The organism is Streptomyces sp. NPDC005070, from assembly GCF_053600395.1.
On sequence record NZ_JBSFZS010000008.1, the window covers coordinates 1 to 20,084 of the forward strand.

Sequence of the window (20,084 nt, forward strand, 5' to 3'; positions counted from 1 at the left end):
ATGCCGGTCGCGAAGAGGCGCTGTACGACGAGATCGTGCAGGTCACGGGCGATGCGGTCGCGGTCCTCGTAGACCGCGAGGAGTTCACGGCTGTGTGCGGGGTCTGCCGCGATCCTTCGGCGACTGCCACGAGGCTGCCCGCGGCCTTTCTGCGAGCGCCGCGGGTCCGGTCGGCCTGCTGGTGGGCGCCGCCGGGCTGCTCGGCCTTCCGGCGGCGCCGTGGGGGCCGGCAGGGGCCGCTCGCGGCGAGCGCGTCCGAGGCTGCCGCGGGCCGTCGGGCGTGCGGCAGCCTCCGGGCCGTCGCGGGGCATCCGTCGCGGGGTCGGCGTGGGGCCCAGACGCGGGTTCTTCGTCGCGGGGCGCCGGCGCGGGTTCTCCGTCGCGTGGCTGGGCGTGTGCGCCGCAAGTCCCGCGGCGTACGCTGATAGGCGCACCTTTTTCCTGGATCCGGAGCACCTTTTTCGTGACTGAGCAGCCCCGTCGGCCGCAGAAGACCGGCAAGCCCTACCGCCGCCCCCAGAAGGACCCGGTCCGCATGCTCGCCTTCGAGGCGCTGCGGGCCGTGGACGAGCGGGACGCGTACGCGAACCTCGTCCTTCCGCCGCTGCTGCGCAAGGCGAGGCAGAAGGGCGACTTCGACGCACGGGACGCCGCGCTCGCCACCGAGCTGGTGTACGGCACGCTGCGCCGCCAGGGGACGTACGACGCCGTCATCTCGGCGTGTGTCGACCGGCCGCTGCGGGAGGTCGACCCGCCGGTCCTCGACGTGATCAGCCTCGGCGTCCATCAGCTCCTCGGCACCCGCATCCCGACGCACGCGGCCGTCTCCGCCTCGGTCGAGCTGGCCCGGGTGGTGCTCGGCGACGGGCGCGCCAAGTTCGTGAACGCCGTGCTGCGCAAGGTCGCGGGGCAGGACCTCGACACCTGGCTGGAACAGGTCGCGCCGCCCTACGACGAGGACCCCGAGGACCATCTCGCCGTCGTGCACTCGCACCCGCGCTGGGTCGTCTCGGCGCTGTGGGACGCGCTGGGCGGCGGCCGGGCCGGTATCGAGGACCTGCTGGAGGCCGACAACGAACGGCCCGAGGTGACGCTCGTCGCCCGGCCCGGACGCTCCACCGCCGACGAACTCCTCGACGCCCTCGACGAGGACTCGGGGCTTCCCGGGCGCTGGTCCCCGTACGCCGTGCGGCTCACCGAGGGCGGCGAGCCGGGCGCCATCGACGCCGTACGGGAGGGCCGCGCGGGCGTGCAGGACGAGGGCAGCCAGCTCGTGGCGATCGCCCTGGCGAACGCGCCGCTCGACGGGCCCGACCGGGTCTGGCTGGACGGCTGCGCCGGACCCGGCGGCAAGGCCGCGATGCTGGCCGGGCTGGCCGCCGAGCGGGGAGCGACGCTGCTCGCCTCCGAGAAGCAGCCGCACCGCGCGGGCCTCGTGGCCAAGGCACTCGCCGGGAACCCGGGCCCCTACCAGGTCATCGCCGCCGACGGCACCCGCCCGCCGTGGCGGCCCGGCACGTTCGACCGGGTGCTCATGGACGTGCCCTGCACCGGCCTGGGCGCGCTGCGCCGCCGTCCCGAGGCTCGCTGGCGGCGCCGCCCCGAGGACCTCGACGGCTTCGGACCGCTCCAGCGGGGACTGCTGCGCACGGCGCTCGCGTCGGTGCGGGTCGGCGGTGTCGTCGGCTACGCGACCTGCTCGCCGCACCTCGCCGAGACCCGCGCGGTCGTCGACGACGTCCTCAAGCACTTCGAGGACGGCTCCGCCGAACTGCTCGACGCCCGCCCGCTGCTGCCCGGCGTACCGGCGCTCGGGGACGGCCCCGACGTCCAGCTCTGGCCGCACCTGCACGGGACGGACGCGATGTACCTGGCTCTGATCCGCCGAACGGCCTGACCCGCCGCCTCCGCCGGACCGGCCGACCCGACACCCGGCGGGTGTCGTCCGGATCGGTCCGGCAACCGTCCCGCCCTGGCCCGGGCCCCGGTCCGGGTCCGCCCCGGTCCCGGCCCGTCAGTCGGGCGGCCGGGCCGGTCTCGTGGCGTCGCCCGCGTCCCCGGCGTCCCCCACGTCCTGGGCTCCGGCGGCGGGCTCGGGGGACGCCGCGAACGTCCCGGACCCGGTCGGCCCCGGTGCCTTGCCGGCCCGGGAGCCCCCGTCCTCGTGCGCGAGCCGGGCGGGCCACCACACCTTCGGGCCGACGTCGAGGAAGAGTGCGGTGACCAGCACCGAGCGCACCACGAAGGTGTCCAGGAGCACGCCGAGCGCGACCGCGAAACCGATCTCCGCGAACCCGACGATCGGCAGGGTGCCCAGTGCCGCGAACGTGCCCGCCAGGACCAGACCGGCCGAGGTGATCACGGCCCCGGTGGTGGCCAGGCCCGTCACCACGCCCTGCCGGGTGCCGTGACGGATCGCCTCCTCGCGGATCCGGGTGGTCAGGAAGATGTTGTAGTCGATGCCGAGCGCCACCAGGAACACGAAGACGAACAGCGGGAAGGCCACGTCCTCGCCCGCGTAGTCGAAGACGTGCCGGAAGGCCAGCGCGCTCACACCGAGTGCGGTCGCCAGCGACAGCACCACGGTCCCGATCAGCAGGAGCGGGGCGACCAGCGCGCGCAGCAGGACGCTCAGGACCAGCAGGACGACCAGCAGGACGAGCGGGATGACCAGGTAGTTGTCGTGCGTCTGGGCGTTCTCCATGTCCAGCAGGGCCGCCGAGCCGCCGCCCACCTTCGCGTCGGCACCCGGTACGGCGTGCACCGCGTCGCGTACCCGCTCCACGGTGTCCTTCGCCGCCGTGCTGTCGGCCGGGGCGCGGGTGGTCGCCTCGAACAGCACCCTGCCGTCGTGCACGGGCGCGGTGCCCGGTGGCACCCCGATGCTCGATGTCACCACGCCCGGGTCCGCCGCCACGGCCTCGCCGACCTGTCTGCCCTGGGCCGTGTTGGACACGATGACCAGCGGATCCCCGTCGCCCGCGGGGAAGTAACGCGCCGACACCTCCTGGCCGACGATCGAGTCCGGTTTGCCGGTGAACTGGTCGGCGTTGGGGATGCCCGCGGCGCGGAGCTGGATGAGGCCGAGGGACAGCAGCCCGAGGGCCAGCGCCGTGGCCACCCAGAACGTCCGGGGGCGGCGGGCGATCCGCCCGCCCATGTGCGCCCAGACGCCGCTCCTGGTCGGATCGGCCGAGCCGAGGTGCGGGACGGCCGGCCAGAAGATCCAGCGGCCGAAGACGAGCAGCAGGGCGGGGAAGAGCGTGAGCATGGCGAGCAGCGCCACGGCCACGCCGATCGCCGCGACCGGCCCGAGACCCCGCGTCGAGTTCATCTCGGCGACCAGCAGCACCAGCATGCTCAGGACGACGGTCGCGCCCGAGGCGAGGATGGCGGGACCGGCCCGGTTCATGGCGAGGGCCATCGCCTCGTGCCGGTCCTCGTGGCGGCGCAGTTCCTCGCGATAACGGGCGACCAGCAGCAGGGCATAGTCGGTCCCCGCGCCGAACACCAGCACGGTGAGAATGCCCGCGCTCTGGCCGTTGACGGTCAGACCGGCGTGTTTCGCCAGCAGATAGATCAACGCCTGGGCCGTGAAGAGGGCGACGACGACGCCGAGCAGCGGCACGAACAGGAGGGTCGGGCTGCGGAAGGTGATCAGCAGCATCACGATGACGACGGTCATCGCGGCATAGAGCAGCGTCGAGTCGATGCCCTCGAAGGCCTTGGCGGAGTCGGCGGCCGTACCGCCGGGCCCGGTGACGTGCACGGAGAGCCCGTCGCCGCCCTTGCCGACCTGGTCACGGATGGAGTCGACGGCGGGGGAGATCCGCTGCCAGCCCGCCGCGTCCATCGTGATCGGGACGTACACCTGCGCCGCGCGGGGGTCCGGCTGCCGGTCGAAGACCGGCCCGCGGGTCTCCGTGCCGCGGATGCCGTGCTCGTCAAGCGTCTTGAGCTGCCGGACGTCCTCGGCGATCTGCCGCCGGTCCTGCGCCGTCAGCCCGTCCGGGCGCGCGTAGACGACGACCGCGGGGATCTGCTCCGGCCTGAACTCCTTCGAGATGTCGAGGACCTGGGTGGATTCGGCCGAGCCCGGCAGCCAGGACTGGGCGTCGTTGTCCTGGGCGTCGCTGAGCTTCGTTCCGAGGGGTGCCACGAAGAGGAGGATCAGGAGCCACAGGCCCAGGACCAGCCACTTGGAGCGCCGTCCGCACACGCCTTTAATGGCCGCGTGCTTCCAGACGTCGAGCCGCTTCATGCCCACCCCCGAGACCGGACGCAGCGTCGCTGGGCCGTCCAGGATGGCACGGCGGACCGCCGTACGGCAGCCGCCGGCCGATCCAGGTCCGGACCGAGGCGGGCAACGGGCCCGGGGCATGGCAGTCTTGGGGCATGGCCGCGCAGATCAACCCCAGCATCCTGTCCGCCGACTTCGCCCGTCTTGCCGAGGAGGCAAGGGCGGTCGAAGGCGCGGACTGGCTCCATGTCGACGTCATGGACAACCATTTCGTACCGAACCTCACCCTCGGGGTACCGGTCGTAGAGTCTTTGGCCCGTGCGACGGACACTCCGCTGGACTGCCATCTGATGATCGAGGACGCCGATCGGTGGGCGCCCCAGTACGTGGAAGCCGGTGTCGGCTCCGTCACCTTCCATGTGGAGGCGGCCGCCGCGCCCGTCCGGCTCGCCCGGGAGATCCGGGCCAAGGGGGCCCGCGCCTCCATGGCGCTCAAGCCCGCGACCCCCATCGAGCCGTACGAGGATCTGCTGCCCGAGCTCGACATGCTGCTGATCATGACCGTCGAGCCCGGATTCGGGGGCCAGGCTTTTCTTGACATCATGCTCCCCAAGATCCGCCGCACGCGCGAGTTGATCAGCAAGCACGGCCTGGAACTGTGGCTCCAGGTCGACGGCGGTGTCTCGGCCTCGACCATCGAGCGGTGCGCGGAGGCGGGCGCCGACGTGTTCGTCGCCGGTTCGGCGGTGTACGGGGCGGCGGACCCCGCCCAGGCGGTGCGTGCACTGCGCACCCAGGCGGAGGAGACGACGGCCCGTGCGTCCTGGGCGTGCGACCACTGAGCCAAGGAAACGTGAACGCCGCCCATCAGGGCGGATCAAGTGCGCCGGATCTGCAAGGATGAACGGCGAATCCAGAGTGTGAACACAAGTGAGGAGAACGCCGTGTCGGGTATGTCGGCGGGCCGGTCAGCCATGCGGATGGGACCCGCTGAGCTGGTCCAGGCGGCGGCCATGGCCCGCCGCTTCTACCTCGAGGGCAAGTCCAAGATCCAGATCGCCGAGGAGTTCGGCGTCAGCCGCTTCAAGGTGGCCCGGGTCCTGGAGACCGCTCTCGAACGGGATCTCGTGAGGATCGAGATCCGCGTCCCCGCCGAGCTCGACGCGGAGCGCTCGGACGCGCTGCGTGCCCGCTACGGCCTGCGGCACGCCGTCGTCGTCGAGTCCCCGGCCGAGGCCGAGGAGTCGCCCGACCCGGAGAACCTCGGTGAGGTGGCCGCCGACCTGCTCGGCGAGCTCGTCAACGAGGGCGATGTGCTCGGCCTCGCCTGGGGCCGCTCCACCATCCACATGGCGGCGGCGCTGGACAGGCTCGCGCCGTGCACCGTGGTGCAGCTGACGGGTGTGTACGACGCCGGGACCGCCGAACGCGGCTCCGTCGAGGCCGTCCGCCGTGCCGCGCAGGTGTCCGGCGGAGACGCCCACCCCATCTACGCGCCGATGCTCCTGCCCGACGCGGCCACCGCGGCGGCGCTGCGCAACCAGACGGGGATCGCCCGCGCCTTCGAGTACTTCGACAAGGTGACGGTCGCCTGCGTCTCCATCGGCTCCTGGGAGCCCGGCATCTCCACGGTGCACGACATGCTCAGCGACGAGGAGCGCGCGCACTACGCCTCGCTCGGGGTCGCCGCCGAGATGTCCGCGCACCTCTTCGACGCCGAGGGCCGCCGGGTCGGGCGTGACCTGGGCGAACGCTGCATCACGGTCGAGGCCGACCGGCTGCGCCGCATCCCCGAGGTCGTCGCCATAGCGGGCGGACACCGCAAGGCGGCCGCCATCGACGCGGTGCTGCGGTCCGGGCTGGTCACCAGCCTGGTCACGGACACCGCGGCCGCGGACGCGCTGATGACGGCGGGCCCGGCCCCGCGTCCGGCACTGAACCGGGCGGACCCGGACGGGTCCTGACGACGGCACCCAGCGCGCGCCGCGAGGGGACGGCCGTGGCAGCATCGACATCATGCCGCCACGCCCGTCCCCTCGCGCGTTCCCGGGCCCGGCGACCACGACAACTCGTTGAAGGCGGTACTGAGATGACCCACGGTCCGCTCGCGGTGGTGTGCCGTTCGGCCGGGTGGCAGGTCACCGAACTCGACCTCACCGGGGTGCTCGACAAGGGCGCCTTCATGGCGCGCTGTGTCCGCGCCCTCGACCTTCCGGAGTGGTTCGGGCGGAACTGGGACGCCCTCGGCGACCTCCTGGGCGACCCCGACTGGGGACCGGCCAGTCCGGGCAGACTCATCGTGGTGACCGGCTGGCGCCCCTACGCGCGGGCACGGCCCGAGGAGTGGGAGACCGCACAGGCGGTGCTGGCGACGGCTTCCGGTTACTACCAGGCCGCCGACGCGGCGCTCTCGGTCGTCCTCTCCCTTGGAGGATCCGACCAACTGCCCTCTGACCAGCCTGGATGATCCGCCTGGGGACCTCGTACCGGCCGGCATGGGACAATGAAGTACGTGCTCTTCCCCCTGGCTGACCTGTCCGGGGGCCACCTCTGATCGACTGGGATGTGCAGCACGTGCGTTTCCTCAACGACATCCAGCCCCCGTACGACCTGACGTACGACGACGTCTTCATGGTGCCCAGCCGCTCGGCCGTCGGCTCGCGTCAGGCAGTGGACCTCGCCTCTCCGGACGGGACCGGCACCACCATCCCGCTCGTCGTCGCCAACATGACGGCGATCGCCGGCCGCCGGATGGCCGAGACCGTCGCCCGCCGCGGTGGCCTTGTCGTCATTCCGCAGGACATTCCGATCGACGTCATCACCGAGGTCGTCTCCTGGGTCAAGGGACGCCACCTGGTGCTCGACACCCCGATCGTCCTCGCACCCCACCAGACCGTCGCCGACGCGCTGGCGCTGCTGCCCAAGCGCGCGCACAACGCGGGCGTCGTCGTCGACGAGGACGGCCGCCCCGTCGGTGTCGTGACCGACGCCGACCTCACCGGCGTGGACCGCTTCAGCCAGCTCTCCGAGGTCATGTCCAAGGACCTGCTGCTCCTCGACGCGGACATCGAGCCGCGTGAGGCGTTCAACCGGCTCGACGCCGCCAACCGCCGCTACGCCCCCGCCGTGGACGCGGACGGCAAGCTGGCCGGCATCCTGACCCGCAAGGGTGCCCTGCGCGCCACGCTGTACTCGCCGGCCACCGACGCGAACGGCAGGCTGCGCATCGCCGCCGCCGTCGGCATCAACGGCGACGTGGAGGGCAAGGCCAAGCAGCTTCTGGACGCGGGCGTCGACACGCTCGTCATCGACACGGCGCACGGCCACCAGGAGTCGATGATCAGTGCCGTCAGGACCGTGCGCGCGCTGGACCCGAAGGTGCCGATCGTCGCGGGCAACATCGTCGCCGCCGAGGGCGTCAAGGACCTGATCGACGCGGGCGCCGACATCATCAAGGTCGGCGTGGGCCCCGGCGCCATGTGCACCACCCGCATGATGACCGGCGTCGGCCGGCCGCAGTTCTCCGCCGTCCTGGAGTGCGCCGCCGAGGCGAAGAAGTACGGCAAGCACGTGTGGGCCGACGGCGGTGTCCGTCACCCCCGCGACGTCGCGATGGCGCTGGCCGCCGGCGCGTCCAACGTCATGGTCGGCTCGTGGTTCGCCGGCACGTACGAGTCCCCGGGCGACCTTCACCAGGACGCCAGTGGACGCCTGTACAAGGAGTCGTTCGGCATGGCGTCCGCGCGGGCCGTCAAGAACCGCACCAGCGAGGAGTCCGCGTACGACCGGGCCCGCAAGGCGCTGTTCGAGGAGGGCATCTCCACCTCGCGGATGTTCCTCGACCCGTCCCGACCGGGCGTCGAGGACCTGATCGACTCGATCATCGCGGGCGTCCGTTCCTCCTGCACCTACGCGGGCGCCAACTCCCTTGAGGAGTTCGCGCAGAACGCGATCGTGGGCATCCAGAGCGCCGCCGGCTACGCCGAGGGCAAGCCGCTGCACGCGAGCTGGAGCTGATCCTCCGCCCTTCCCGTACGGCCCCTGTTCCCCTGCCGGGAGCGGGGGCCGTACGCGTGGGAGGGCTCCCCCGGCAGGCCGGAAGTCGCCTCGCGCAACCATCCGAAAGGCCCGCGCAACGAACACGCGCCGGGATGGGATGAACGCAACGATCTTGCGGAGATGCGCAAGGTTGCTGCATTACGCCCGTGAAGCCCGAACTCATAGGGTCGAGCGCTGTACACAGGCGTGGCGGGGACCCCGCTCGGCGGGTCCCGGCTGTCAGGGGTGCCGCCGGTTCCCGTCCTCTTCGACCGGCAGCGACGAAGGAGCCAACGCGTGCTCGATCAAGGCGCACCCCCGCAGTCCCCACCCACGTCCGCCCCGTCCGCCGCGGGTTTCGGCGCGCGTCTCATGCGCCGGAAGCCGGTGGAACGCCTGGTGCAGGAGGGCGGACACGGCGAGGGCGGCTCGCTGCGGCGCTCCCTCGGCCTGTGGCAGCTCACCATGATCAGCATCGGTGCCACGCTCGGCACCGGCATCTTCGTGGTCCTCGGCGAGGCCGTCCCCAAGGCCGGACCCGCGGTCACGGTGTCCTTCGTGATCGCCGGCCTCACCGCGCTCTTCTCCGCCCTCTCCTACGCGGAGCTCGCCGGCACCATCCCGGTCGCCGGATCCTCGTACTCGTACACCTACGCGACGATGGGCGAGCTGATCGCCTGGATCTGCGGCTGGTGTCTGGTCCTGGAGTACGGCGTCTCGGTCGCGGCCGTCGCGGTCGGCTGGGGCGAGTACCTGAACGAGCTGCTCGACGGCACCATCGGCGTCACCATTCCGGACGCGCTCTCCGCGCCGCCCGGTGACGGCGGCCTCTTCAACCTGCCCGCGCTGATCGTCGTCCTGCTCGCGATGGCGTTCCTGCTCGGCGGAGCCCGCGAGTCGGCGCGCGCCAACACCATCATGGTGGCCGTGAAGATCGCCGCGCTGGTGCTGTTCTGCGCGATCGGCGTCCAGGGCCTGCGCTCAGGCAACTACGAGCACTTCATGCCGCTCGGCATGGCGGGCGTCAGCGCCGCCGGTGCCACCCTGTTCTTCTCCTACATCGGCTTCGACGCCGCCTCCACCGCCGGCGAGGAGGCCAAGGACCCGCAGCGCGACCTGCCGCGCGCGATCATGCTCTCGCTGGTCATCGTGACCGCGCTGTACGTCCTCGTCGCGGCCGTCGCCGTCGGAGCGAAGCCCTGGCGGCAGTTCGGCGACTCGGAGGCCGCGCTCGCCGAGATCATGAAGGACGTCACCGGGCAGACCTTCTGGGGCACGCTGCTGGCGGCCTGCGCCGTCATCGCCATCGCCAGTGTCGTGCTGACCGTGCTCTACGGCCAGACCCGCATCCTGTTCGCGATGGCCCGGGACGGGCTGGTGCCCAAGGTGTTCGCCCGGGTCCACCCGAAGACCGGCACGCCCCGCGCCAACACGGTCATCGTCTCGCTGTTCTGCGGTGTCCTCGCCGCCGCGATCCCGCTCGGCCAGCTCGCCGACGCCACCAGCATCGGCACGCTGTTCGCGTTCGCACTGGTCAACGTCGCCGTCGTGGTGCTGCGCCGGACGCGCCCGGCCATGCGCCGTACTTTCCGGGTTCCGCTCGTGCCGGTGCTGCCCGCGATCGGCTTCCTGCTGTGCGTGTGGATGATGGCCAGCCTCTCGGCCGTCACCTGGGTGGTCTTCGGCGTCTGGATGGCCGTCGGGCTCGTGTTCTACTTCAGTTACGGCTACCGCAAGTCCCGGATGGCGACCGCGGAAGCCGTCGCCGAGCAGCCGTAGAACCCGTCGCAGGAACCCTCGCAGGAACCCCTCGCAGAAAAGTGAACCACCCGCAGTGCTGAACGATCTCGACGAACGCATCGTGCACGCCCTCGCCGAGGACGCCCGCCGCTCCTACGCGGACATCGGACAACTGGTCGGCCTGTCCGCGCCCGCCGTGAAGCGGCGGGTCGACCGGCTGCGGGCCACCGGGGCCATCACCGGGTTCACCGTACGGGTGGACCCGGCGGCGCTCGGCTGGGAGACGGAGGGGTTCGTCGAGATCTACTGCCGCCGGAACACCTCTCCCGAGACCATCCAGCGGGGTCTGGAGCGGTATCAGGAGGTCGTGGCCGCCTCCACCGTCACCGGGGAGGCGGACGCGGTGGTCCAGGTGTTCGCCTCCGACATGCGGCACTTCGAGCGGGTGCTCGAACGGATCGCGGGGGAGCCGTTCGTGGAACGGACGAAGTCCGTTCTGGTGCTGTCGCCGCTCCTGCGGAGGTTCTCCTCGGGGTCGCCCACGTAGTCAGTCCGCCGTCTTCCTCGCCAAGGCGTTGTTGCCGATCGAGTTGTGGACGCTGAAGCTCACCGCGTCCGAGCGGTAGCGGTCGTCGGACCATTCCACCGGGCGGCCCTCGCGCGTGGTGGTGACCCGGCGGACACGCAGCAGGGGGCTGGTGCGGCGGACGCCGAGGAGGTCGGCGTCCTGGGCGCTCGCCGCTACGGCGTCGATGACGTGCTCGCCGTACGCGAAGACCAGACCGGTGTCCTCCAGGAGCCGCTGGGTGACGGAGGGGCAGTCGGGTTCGATCGCCGCGACGGCGGGGGAGATCCAGTCCGCGTACACCGTGCGCTCCAGCAGCACCGGTTCGCCGTCCAGGCCACGGACCCGCAGCACGTGCAACACCGTTGTCCCTTCCTGGAGTTGGAGGCGTACGGCGTCCTCCGCCGTCGCCGGGCGGTACTCCTGCGCCATCACGTGGCCGGTCGCCTCGCGCCCCATGGCCCGCGCCCACTGGGCGAAGCTGCGCAGTTCGGCGAAGCTCTGGCTGCGACGGCCGGCGAGGACCACGCGCCGGGCCCCCTGGCGGGACCCGATGAGCCCCTCGGCGGTCAGGGCCGCGACGGCCTGGCGGACCGTGCCGCGCGAGACGCCGTAGTGGGCCGCGAGGTCCGTCTCCGCCGGCAGCAGGCTGCCCACGGTGTACTCCTCGCGGTCGATCGCCCGCCGCAGCTCCTCGGCGATCTCCTCGTGTCGCGCCGTCATTCTTCCCCTCTGGTTCAACCGCTGTGCACAGCCTGATCAGCCTAATCGACATCGGACGGTGCTCCGTGCCGGCTGGAATTGTGCAGGGAATAGGGGGTTGTGGTTTCACCGACGTTCACGAACAAGACACCATCGGCGGGCCTACTGAGGCCAACTTGTTCAGACAAGTTCTCCGCTCATCCCACCCTCGTGCGTCACCCTGGAGAGACCGTGACCGTGTTCCTGCCGAGGACCGCCCTCCTCACCGGCGGCCTCGCCGTCGCCGCCGCGCTCACCCTGAGCGCCTGCGGCGCCGCTCCCGACGACAAGGCGACCACCGCCGACGGCAAGAGCGCGGCCACCGCGACCTCCGCCGCGGACTTCGGCGGTCTCGACGCCCTCGCCAAGGCCGCGAAGAAGGAAGGCACGCTGCACGCGATCGCCCTTCCCCGCGACTGGGCCAACTACGGCGCTCTCATCGACGGCTTCACCAAGAAGTACGGCATCAAGATCCAGGTCGAGAGCCCCGACGGCTCCAGCCAGGACGAGATCAACGCCGTCACCTCGCGCAAGGGCCAGGACCGCGCCCCCGACGTCCTCGACCTCGGCAGCTCCTTCGCGCTGAGCGCGGCCCAGCAGGGTCTGCTCGCCCCCTACAAGGTGGCCGCCTTCGGCGACCTCCCCGAGGGCCAGAAGGACACCGCGGGCCGCTGGTTCAACGACTACGGCGGCTACATCTCCATCGGCTGCGACGCCAAGAAGGTCAAGGAGTGCCCCACGACCTTCAAGGACCTGCTCGAGCCGCGGTACAAGGGCCAGGTCGCGCTCAACGGCAACCCCACCAAGTCCGGTTCGGCGTTCGGCGGCGTGTACGCGGCCGCGCTCGCGAACGGCGGCTCCTTCGACGACATCCAGCCCGGCCTCGACTTCTTCGCCGAGCTCAAGAAGAACGGCAACTACACGCCCGTCGAGTCGACCCCGGCCACCGTCGAGAAGGGCGAGACGCCCATCAGCATCGACTGGGACTACCTGAACGCCGGATACGCCGACGAGTTCAAGGCCAAGGGCCTCGACTGGAAGGTGTCGGTCCCCGGCGACGGCCAGTTCTCCCAGTACTACTCCCAGGCCATCAACAAGGACGCCCCGCACCCGGCTGCCGCCCGCCTGTGGCAGGAGTACCTCTACAGCGCCGAGGGCCAGAACCTGTGGCTCAAGGGATACGCCCGCCCGGCCCTGATGACCGCCATGGAGAAGGCCGGCACCCTCGACAAGACCGCCGCCGACAGGCTTCCCGCGGTCTCGGGCACCCCGAGCTTCCCGACCGAGGCCCAGCAGAGCAAGGCCAAGACCGTGCTCGCCCAGGGCTGGGGCAAGGCCGTCTCCGGATGACCACCGCTCTCACCGAGGCCCCGGCCGACGTGGCGCCCGCCGCTGCCCACGGGCAGCGGCGGCGCCGCCGCGCCACCGGCCCGCTCGCCGTCCTCCCGCTGCTCGCCTTCGTGGCGATCTCCTTCGGTGTCCCCGCGCTCGCCATGCTGAACGGCGCCTTCACCGTCAAGGACCAGGTCACCGGCGCCACTTCGTACACCACGGCCAACCTGACCGGCTCGTTCCAGGGCGCCTACCTGACCGCGCTCGTGGGCAGCGTCAAGCTGTCCGCCGTCTCCGCCGGACTCGCGACCGTCCTCGGACTGTTGCTCGCGCAGGCCGTGGTGACCTCCCGCTTCCGCGCGCTGCGCGAGGCCGTGCTCACCGCCTCCGGCGTCCTCGCCAACTTCGGCGGTGTCCCGCTGGCCTTCGCCTTCGTCGCCACCCTCGGCAACTCCGGTGTGCTCACGAGCCGTTTGCACCTCGGGGAACATGGCTGGAACCTCTACAGCTTCTGGGGCCTGGTGGTCGTCTACCTGTACTTCCTGATCCCGCTCATGGTCCTCACCATCACGCCCGCCCTCGACGGCCTGCGCTCCCAGTGGCGCGAGGCGGCGCGGAACAACGGCGCGACCTCGGCGCAGTACTGGCGGCATGTGGCCCTGCCCGTCCTCGCGCCCTCGCTCCTCGGCGGGCTCGTGCTCCTCTTCGGCAGCGCCTTCGCCGCGTACGCCACGGCCGCCGCCATGGTGGGCAGCGCGGTGCCACTGGTCACCCTGCAGATCGCCGACGCCATCTCCGGCAACGTGCTGGTCGGCCAGGAGAACGTGGCGCTCGCCCTCAGCCTCGACATGGTCCTCATCGCGGGCCTGGTCATGGCCGTGTACCTGCCCCTGCAACGACGGAGCGCGCGATGGCTCGCCTGAACCTCTGGCGCTGGGTGGTCCTCGCCCTCGCCGCGCTGTACTTCCTGGTGCCCCTGGCCGCGTCCGTGATCTTCACGGTCGACGTGCCGGGACAGGGCGTCAGCCTCGACGCCTACACCCAGATCGTGTCCGCCGACGGCTTCGTCTCCAGCCTGCTGCTCTCGCTGGAACTCGCCGCCGCGACCATCGCCGTGGTGCTGCTCCTGATGGTGCCCGCCACGGTCGCGCTGCGGCTCGGCTCGCCCCGGCTGCGGCCCGTCGTCGAGGTGGTGTGCTCACTGCCGCTCGTCGTGCCGCCGATCGCGTTCGTCGCCGGCATCTCCACCGTCCTCAAGTGGGGGCCCGAACACCTCTCGCGCACCCCGCTGTTCCAGACCTTCGTGGCGATCCAGGACCCGGGCTTCCCCCTCGTCCTCGTCCTCGCGTACGTCGTGATGGCGCTGCCGTTCGTCTACCGGGCCCTGGACGCGGGACTGCGCGCCGTCGACGTGCGCACCCTCGTCGAGGCCGCCCGGAGTTGCGGGGCGAGCATGCCGCAGGCGCTCGTGCGGGCGGTGCTGCCCAATCTGCGCGGCGCGCTGCTCAACGCCTCCTTCCTCACCCTGGCCCTGGTGCTCGGTGAGTTCACGGTCGCCAGCCTGCTCGGCTACCAGCCCTTCGCCGTGTGGATCTACAGCGTCGGCGGCTCGCAGGCCCAGATGTCCGTCGCCGTCTCCGTGCTCAGCCTGTTTCTCACCTGGGCACTCCTTCTCGCGCTCGCCGTCCTCGGCGGCCGCTCCCGTACCGCTTCCGCCTCCCGGGGATGAACATGACCGTCGCCACGCTCGACAAGGCCGCCACCGTCGAATTCCGCGGACTCAGGCGGGAGTTCGGTCCGACCGTCGCTCTCGACGGACTCGACCTCACCGTCCGGCCCGGTGAACTGCTCGCCCTGCTCGGTCCCTCCGGCTGCGGCAAGACCACCGCGCTGCGCATGCTCGCCGGCTTCGAACACCCCGACTCCGGCGAGGTGCTGGTCGACGGCGAGGACATCACCCGGGTGCCGGCGCACCGCCGTGACGCCGGGATGGTCTTCCAGTCGTACAGCCTCTTCCCGCATCTGAGCGCTCTGGACAACGTGGCCTTCGGGCTGCGGATGCGCAAGGTGCGTACGGCCGAACGGCGTTCCCGCTCGGCCGAGTTGCTCGATCTCGTGGGCCTTGGGGACAAGGGCGAGCGGTTCCCGCACCAGCTCTCCGGCGGCCAGCAGCAGCGGGTCGCGCTGGCCCGCGCGCTCGCCCTGCGGCCCCGCGTCCTGCTGCTCGACGAGCCGCTGTCGGCGCTGGACGCCAAGGTGCGGCTGTCGCTGCGCGAGGAGATCCGCCGGCTCCAGCTCGAACTCGGCATCACCACCCTGTTCGTGACCCACGACCAGGAAGAGGCGTTGTCCATGGCGGACCGGGTGGCGGTGATGCGGGCCGGACGGCTGGAGCAGTGCGCTTCGCCCGCCGAGTTGTACGGGCGTCCCGCCACCGCCTTCGTCGCCGAGTTCGTGGGCACGATGAGCCGGATTCCCGGCACTCTCGGCGGCGACGGGGTCGACGTCCTCGGCCGGAGGCTGCCGGTGGACGGGGACGCGCCCGCCCCGGGGACCGTGGATGTGCTGGTGCGGCCGGAGGCGGTCCGGGTGAGCGCCGACGCCTCGGGCGACGCCCGGGTCGTCGCCACCGCGTTCCTCGGCGCGGCGACCCGGGTGACCGTACTGCTCGCCGACGGCACCGAGGTCAAGGCCGACCTGCCCACGCACGAGGCCACGACGCTCACGTCGGGCGCCGCCGTGACGGTCACCCTCCCGGACCGCCCGGTCCTGGTCGCCGCGCGTCCGAGTTGAGCGACGTCCGCCGCCGACTCCCCACCGCGGGTGTCCGTTGGCGGCCCCAGGCCCCACTAGCGGCCATCGCCCCCTCCGCCCCTACCCGTCCCGTACCCGGGGCTCCGCCCCGGACCCCGCTCCTCGAACGCCGGAGGGGCTGAACCTGCAGAAAGAGACCACCGTGACTCACCGCACCACCGCCCGGCCTTCCCTCCAGGCCGTTCTGTTCGACATGGACGGCACGCTCGTGGACACCGAGCGGCTCTGGTGGGAGGCGGTGGAGGAGGTGGCCGGCGGGCTCGGGTACGCCCTGACGGGGGCCGATCAGCCGCACGTCCTCGGACGGCCCGTCGAGCACACCGCCGCGTGGCTGGCCGGGGTCACCGGCGCACCGGGGGAGGAGACCGTGGCCGAACTGCACCGGCAGTTCGCGGACCGGGTCCGTACGGGCATCGTGCCGCGCCCCGGGGCGCGGGAACTGCTCGACGCGCTCGCCCGTGAGCGCGTGCCCACGGCTCTGGTGACCGCCTCCCCGCGGGCGGTCGCCGACACCGTCCTGGAGGCGCTCGGCGCCGGACGCTTCGCCGTCTCCGTCACCGCCGACGACACCGGGCGCACCAAGCCCGCCCCCGATCCCTACCTCGCCGCCTGCCGCGCCCTCGGGGTCGACCCCGCCGCCTGTGTCGCCGTCGAGGACACCCAGACCGGCGTCACCTCGGCCGAGTCGGCGGGCTGTGCCGTCCTCGCGGTGCCCTCCCTCGCGCCGATCGCGCCCGCCGCGGGCCGCACCGTGCTCGGCAGCCTGGAGGAGGTCTCCCCGGCCCGGCTGCGGGCCATGGTCGCCCCGGGCGAGCTGCGGGTGATGAGCTGGAACCTCTGGCTCGGCGGCACCGAGGTCGACGGGTACCGCGAGAAGCAGCTCAAGGTCATCACGGAGACCGGGGCGGACGTGGTCGGCCTCCAGGAGACGTACGGGGACGCGGCGCGGGAACTCGCCGAAGCCCTGGGCTGGTACCACCACCGGGCCGGCGACAACCTCGGCATCATCAGCCGCCACCCGGTCACCGCCGCGCTCGGCGACCCGGACGTCGGCTTCTACGGGGGAGCCGGAGTCCGGATCGAACTGGACGGCGGGCAGCGGGTGGACGTCTGGAGCGTCCACCTCGACTGCGCCCCCTACGGCCCCTACGAGGCCCGCTTCGACGGTCTTCCGGCGGCCGGACTGATCGCGCACGAGAGCGGCCGGCTCGCCCGGATGCGGGAGATCCTGCGGCGGATCGCCGACACCGGTGACGCGTCCGTGCCGGTCGTCCTGACCGGCGACTTCAACGTGCCCTCGCACCTGGACTGGCCGGACGTCGCCTGGCCGGTGACACGGGCCACCGAGGAGGCGGGCCTGCGCGACTCCTACCGGGAGGCCCACCCCGACCCGGCCCGGGACCCGGGACACACCTGGTCGCCCGTCCACACCGAGCACGAGGACGGCAGCGGGCGCCCGGAACCGCAGGACCGGATCGACTTCGTCCTGCACCGGGGCCTGACCGTCCTCGACTCCCGCACGCTGGTCGCCGGAAACCCGCGGGCCTGGCCGGACGTGGCGGGCAACGACTGGCCCTCCGACCACGCGGCGGTCGTCACCGTGTTCGCCGTGCCCAGGGGCGCCTGACGGGAGGGATCCGGTGACGGCGTGCAGCGCGCATTGAACGCTCAGTCAGTCCGGACCATTGCGGTCCGGGCTCAACATCGACTAGTTTGAGCCGCGCCCGCTACCCGCGAGTAACACATGGGTCACCACACGTCACCCGGCCACCCGACCGTCCTGTCGCCCTGGGGAGACCATGCGCTGGCCCATCGGCCGTACGCCCACGGTCCGTTCGCGGATCGTGGCTCTGTCGATCGCTCCGGTGATCGCCCTGATGACACTGTGGAGTTTCGCCATGGTGTCGGTCACCGGCGAACTGCGCGCGCTCGTCCGCCTCCAGGACGTCTACGACGGCTTCGGCACCCCGGTCGACACGGCGGTCGGCCAGATCCAGATCGAACGGCGTCTCGCCGCCGCGTACCTGGGCTCGCGGCACGGGACGCGGCCGGGCGTCGACCTGCTGGCCCAGGAACGCCGCACCGACCGCGCCGTGACCGCCCTGCGCGCGGCGGTCCGCGACGGGGACCGGAGCCTGCTCTCCGGCGATCAGCGGCGGGCGCTCGACACCATGCTCGGTTCCGTCGACCGCCTGGAGGGGCTGCGCGGCCGGGTGCTGGCGCACCGCGTCACCTGGGACCGGGCCGTGGCCGAATACAGCGCCCTGGTCGAACCGACCTTCGACGTCGAGTCCGCGCTCACCGCGCTCCAGGCGGGACAGCTCGCCCGCGAGGCGCAGGTCGTCGTCGAACTGGTGCGGGTACGGGAGTTCGTGTCGCGCGAGGACGCGCTCGTCGCCGGGGCACGGGCCGCCGGCACGCTCACCGACCGCCAGTACGACACGCTCACCGCGACCATCGAGGACCGCCGGGTCTTCGAGCAGACCTATGTGCCCGACCTGCCGGCCGACTCGCGAGACCTCTTCGAGACCTTCCAGCGCGACGACCTCCACCAGGAGCTGACCCGGGACGAGGACGCCCTGCTGCGGGCGGGCGCCGGGCGGGCCGGCGAGGCCGTCGCGGCCGGCTCCTGGCGCACCACCACCGACCGTGCCGTCAAGCGGTACATGCGGCTGTGCACCCAGTCCGCGCTCAACTCCGCCGCTCGCGGAAAGGCGTTCGCCTACCGGGAGCTCACCAAGGCCGCGATCGTCGGCGTGCTGGGACTGGCCGCCGTCGCCCTGTCCCTCTGGCTCGCGGTGCGCGGAGCCCGGCGCATCTCACGCCGCCTGGAGTCGCTGCGCGACGCCGCCGACCTGCTGACCAACCGGCAACTGCCGCAGGTCATGGAGCGGCTGGGCGCCGGTGAGGAGGTCGACGCGGCGGCCGAGGCGCCGCCGCTGGCGGACGTCGAGGCGGTGGCCGACGAGATCGGCCAGGTCGGCCGGTCCTTCAACACCGCCCGGCTCGCCGCCGTCGAGGCCGCCGTCAAGCAGGCCACCCTGCGCCGCGGGCTGTTCGCGGTCCTCCTGAACATCGCCCGCCGCAACCAGGCACTCGTGCACCGCCAGCTCAAGCTCGTCGACACGCTGGAACGCCGGACCGACGACCCCGACGTCCTGGACGACCTGTTCCGGATCGATCACCTCACCACCCGCATGCGGCGCCACGCGGAAAGCCTCATCATCCTCTCCGGCTCGGCCCCGGGCCGCCGTTGGCGACGGCCGGTGCCCGTCGCCGAGGTGGTGTCCTCCGCGGTCAGCGAGATCGAGCAGTACACCCGTGTCGTGGTCCCCCCGATGCCCGAGGTGGGCGTCGCGGCGGACGCCGTCGCCGACGTCGTGCACCTGATCGCCGAACTCGTCGAGAACGCCACGGTGTTCTCACCGCCCCGCACCCAGGTCACCCTGCGCACCGGACGGGCCGAGAGCGGGTTCGTCCTGGAGATCGACGACCGGGGCCTCGGCCTCGCGCCCGACCAGATCGACGAGGCCCACCGCACCCTCACCACGCCGGAGGACTTCGACCCGACCCGGCACGACCGGCTCGGGCTGTACGTGGTGGGCCGCCTCGCCGCACGACACGGCATCAAGGTCACGCTGTGCCGTTCCCCGTACGGCGGTACGACGGCCGTGGTGCTGCTCCCGGAGACCGTGCTCGCGTCCGTGGACACCGCTCATCCGTCGCCGGACACGGCTCCGGCGGCGCTTCCCACGCGCACCGCCACCGCGGTGCTCCCGGCGCAGCGCAAGGCGTCCGAGGAGCGGGAGGCGGGCTCCGCACCGCCGGAGGACCCGGCTCCGGAACAGCCCGGGCTGCCCACCCGGGTCCGTCAGCGGTCCCTCGCCCCGGAGCTGCGCACCGCGGCACCGGTGGCCGACGGGACACCGGAACGCGAGATCACGCCGGAGGAGATGCGCGCGGTCTTCGGAGCCTTCCAGCGCGGCCTCGACCGAGGCCGCCAGGGCCTGCCCACCCGGCCGGGGACCGGCGAGCCCGGCGCCGGGCCGTCCGGCCCCGCGCAGCGAACAGACACCGAGGAAGGGACGGACGCCGACGATGCGCCCTGACCAGCTCCCAGAGCAGCCCGCCCGGACCGCGGCGGCCCGGCACGCGGATCCGGCGGGCGGCGTCCCTGGGGCCGTGGACGCCGACGACCGGCCCGGTACCGATCTCGGGTGGCTGCTCGACGATCTCGTGGCCAGGACCGACCACGTCCGCCAGGCCGTGCTGCTCACCGCCGACGGCCTTCCGCTGAGCTGCTCCGACGGTATGCGCCGACGGGACATCGAACACCTCGCCGCGGTCTGCTCGGGCTTCCACAGCCTCGCCCGCTCGGTGGGCGACCGCTTCGCCGCGGGCGGGGTCCGCCAGACCATGGTGATGCTCGACGACGCCTACCTCTTCATCACCCCGGCGGGTGAGGGGAGCCGGCTCGCCGTGCTCAGCGAGGTGCAGACGGACGTCGGACAGCTCGCCCACGAGATGGAACTGCTCGTCCGCCGCGTCGGCCGCCACATGGCCGCGGCCGTACGTTCGGCGGCCGACCCCGCGGGCCGCTGATCCGGCCGTGAC

Annotated in this window: 16 protein-coding genes and 1 pseudogene; 14 read left to right on the top strand and 3 right to left on the bottom strand. The window is 72.3% G+C overall.

What is annotated here, in order from left to right:
- Positions 1-98: pseudogene (locus tag ACWEBX_RS04665) on the bottom strand (histidine kinase); the annotation flags it as partial.
- 365 nt (positions 99-463) lie between these two features.
- Between ACWEBX_RS04665 and ACWEBX_RS04670 the strand changes: the two are divergent.
- A complete protein-coding gene (locus ACWEBX_RS04670) occupies positions 464-1,897 on the top strand; it encodes an RsmB/NOP family class I SAM-dependent RNA methyltransferase (RefSeq protein WP_451883449.1) in 1,434 nt (477 codons plus the stop codon).
- Positions 1,898-2,014: 117 nt separating this feature from the next.
- Here the strand turns inward: ACWEBX_RS04670 and ACWEBX_RS04675 are convergent, their stop codons facing one another.
- Positions 2,015-4,261, bottom strand: coding sequence for an MMPL family transporter (locus tag ACWEBX_RS04675; protein ID WP_451883450.1), 2,247 nt, complete (start codon positions 4,259-4,261; stop codon positions 2,015-2,017).
- A gap of 134 nt (positions 4,262-4,395) precedes the next feature.
- On the opposite strand from ACWEBX_RS04675, the gene rpe reads away from it, so the two are divergent.
- The 6 genes from rpe to ACWEBX_RS04705 all read left to right on the top strand — a co-directional run bounded on the left by rpe (position 4,396) and on the right by ACWEBX_RS04705 (position 10,565).
- Positions 4,396-5,082: a ribulose-phosphate 3-epimerase gene (gene rpe, locus ACWEBX_RS04680; protein WP_451883451.1), complete on the top strand. Its 687-nt coding sequence runs from the start codon at positions 4,396-4,398 to the stop codon at positions 5,080-5,082.
- 78 nt (positions 5,083-5,160) lie between these two features.
- Positions 5,161-6,204 (top strand): sugar-binding transcriptional regulator, encoded by a 1,044-nt coding sequence (locus ACWEBX_RS04685; RefSeq protein ID WP_451883452.1) that lies wholly within the window; start codon positions 5,161-5,163, stop codon positions 6,202-6,204.
- 125 nt (positions 6,205-6,329) lie between these two features.
- Complete coding sequence (locus ACWEBX_RS04690; protein ID WP_451883453.1) at positions 6,330-6,707, top strand: barstar family protein; 378 nt, start codon at positions 6,330-6,332, stop codon at positions 6,705-6,707.
- A 107-nt stretch (positions 6,708-6,814) separates the two neighbouring features.
- Positions 6,815-8,257: a GuaB1 family IMP dehydrogenase-related protein gene (locus ACWEBX_RS04695; RefSeq protein WP_451883529.1), complete on the top strand. Its 1,443-nt coding sequence runs from the start codon at positions 6,815-6,817 to the stop codon at positions 8,255-8,257.
- Positions 8,258-8,575: 318 nt separating this feature from the next.
- Positions 8,576-10,057 carry an amino acid permease gene (locus ACWEBX_RS04700; RefSeq protein WP_451883454.1) on the top strand — a complete coding sequence of 494 codons (1,482 nt, stop codon included), beginning with the start codon at positions 8,576-8,578 and terminating at the stop codon, positions 10,055-10,057.
- A 55-nt stretch (positions 10,058-10,112) separates the two neighbouring features.
- The gene (locus ACWEBX_RS04705; RefSeq protein ID WP_015661832.1) at positions 10,113-10,565 is read left to right on the top strand and encodes an Lrp/AsnC family transcriptional regulator; all 453 of its coding nucleotides are present in this window, start codon (positions 10,113-10,115) and stop codon (positions 10,563-10,565) included.
- Here the strand turns inward: ACWEBX_RS04705 and ACWEBX_RS04710 are convergent, their stop codons facing one another.
- The gene (locus ACWEBX_RS04710) at positions 10,566-11,306 is read right to left on the bottom strand and encodes a GntR family transcriptional regulator (protein ID WP_451883455.1); all 741 of its coding nucleotides are present in this window, start codon (positions 11,304-11,306) and stop codon (positions 10,566-10,568) included.
- Positions 11,307-11,516: 210 nt separating this feature from the next.
- On the opposite strand from ACWEBX_RS04710, the gene ACWEBX_RS04715 reads away from it, so the two are divergent.
- The 7 genes from ACWEBX_RS04715 to ACWEBX_RS04745 all read left to right on the top strand — a co-directional run bounded on the left by ACWEBX_RS04715 (position 11,517) and on the right by ACWEBX_RS04745 (position 20,072).
- Positions 11,517-12,674 carry an ABC transporter substrate-binding protein gene (locus ACWEBX_RS04715; RefSeq protein WP_451883456.1) on the top strand — a complete coding sequence of 386 codons (1,158 nt, stop codon included), beginning with the start codon at positions 11,517-11,519 and terminating at the stop codon, positions 12,672-12,674.
- Positions 12,671-13,579 carry an ABC transporter permease gene (locus tag ACWEBX_RS04720; RefSeq protein WP_451883457.1) on the top strand — a complete coding sequence of 303 codons (909 nt, stop codon included), beginning with the start codon at positions 12,671-12,673 and terminating at the stop codon, positions 13,577-13,579. The genes ACWEBX_RS04715 and ACWEBX_RS04720 overlap by 4 nt, the downstream gene beginning before the upstream one ends.
- Positions 13,567-14,385: an ABC transporter permease gene (locus ACWEBX_RS04725; RefSeq protein WP_451883458.1), complete on the top strand. Its 819-nt coding sequence runs from the start codon at positions 13,567-13,569 to the stop codon at positions 14,383-14,385. The genes ACWEBX_RS04720 and ACWEBX_RS04725 overlap by 13 nt, the downstream gene beginning before the upstream one ends.
- A 2-nt stretch (positions 14,386-14,387) precedes the next feature.
- Positions 14,388-15,449, top strand: a complete 1,062-nt coding sequence (locus tag ACWEBX_RS04730) for an ABC transporter ATP-binding protein (protein WP_451883459.1) — start codon at positions 14,388-14,390, stop codon at positions 15,447-15,449.
- Positions 15,450-15,612: 163 nt separating this feature from the next.
- The gene (locus ACWEBX_RS04735) at positions 15,613-17,097 is read left to right on the top strand and encodes an HAD-IA family hydrolase (RefSeq protein WP_451883460.1); all 1,485 of its coding nucleotides are present in this window, start codon (positions 15,613-15,615) and stop codon (positions 17,095-17,097) included.
- A 172-nt stretch (positions 17,098-17,269) separates the two neighbouring features.
- A complete protein-coding gene (locus ACWEBX_RS04740) occupies positions 17,270-19,579 on the top strand; it encodes a nitrate- and nitrite sensing domain-containing protein (RefSeq protein WP_451883461.1) in 2,310 nt (769 codons plus the stop codon).
- The gene (locus ACWEBX_RS04745; protein WP_451883462.1) at positions 19,569-20,072 is read left to right on the top strand and encodes a roadblock/LC7 domain-containing protein; all 504 of its coding nucleotides are present in this window, start codon (positions 19,569-19,571) and stop codon (positions 20,070-20,072) included. The genes ACWEBX_RS04740 and ACWEBX_RS04745 overlap by 11 nt, the downstream gene beginning before the upstream one ends.
- The last annotated feature ends 12 nt before the right edge of the window (positions 20,073-20,084 follow it).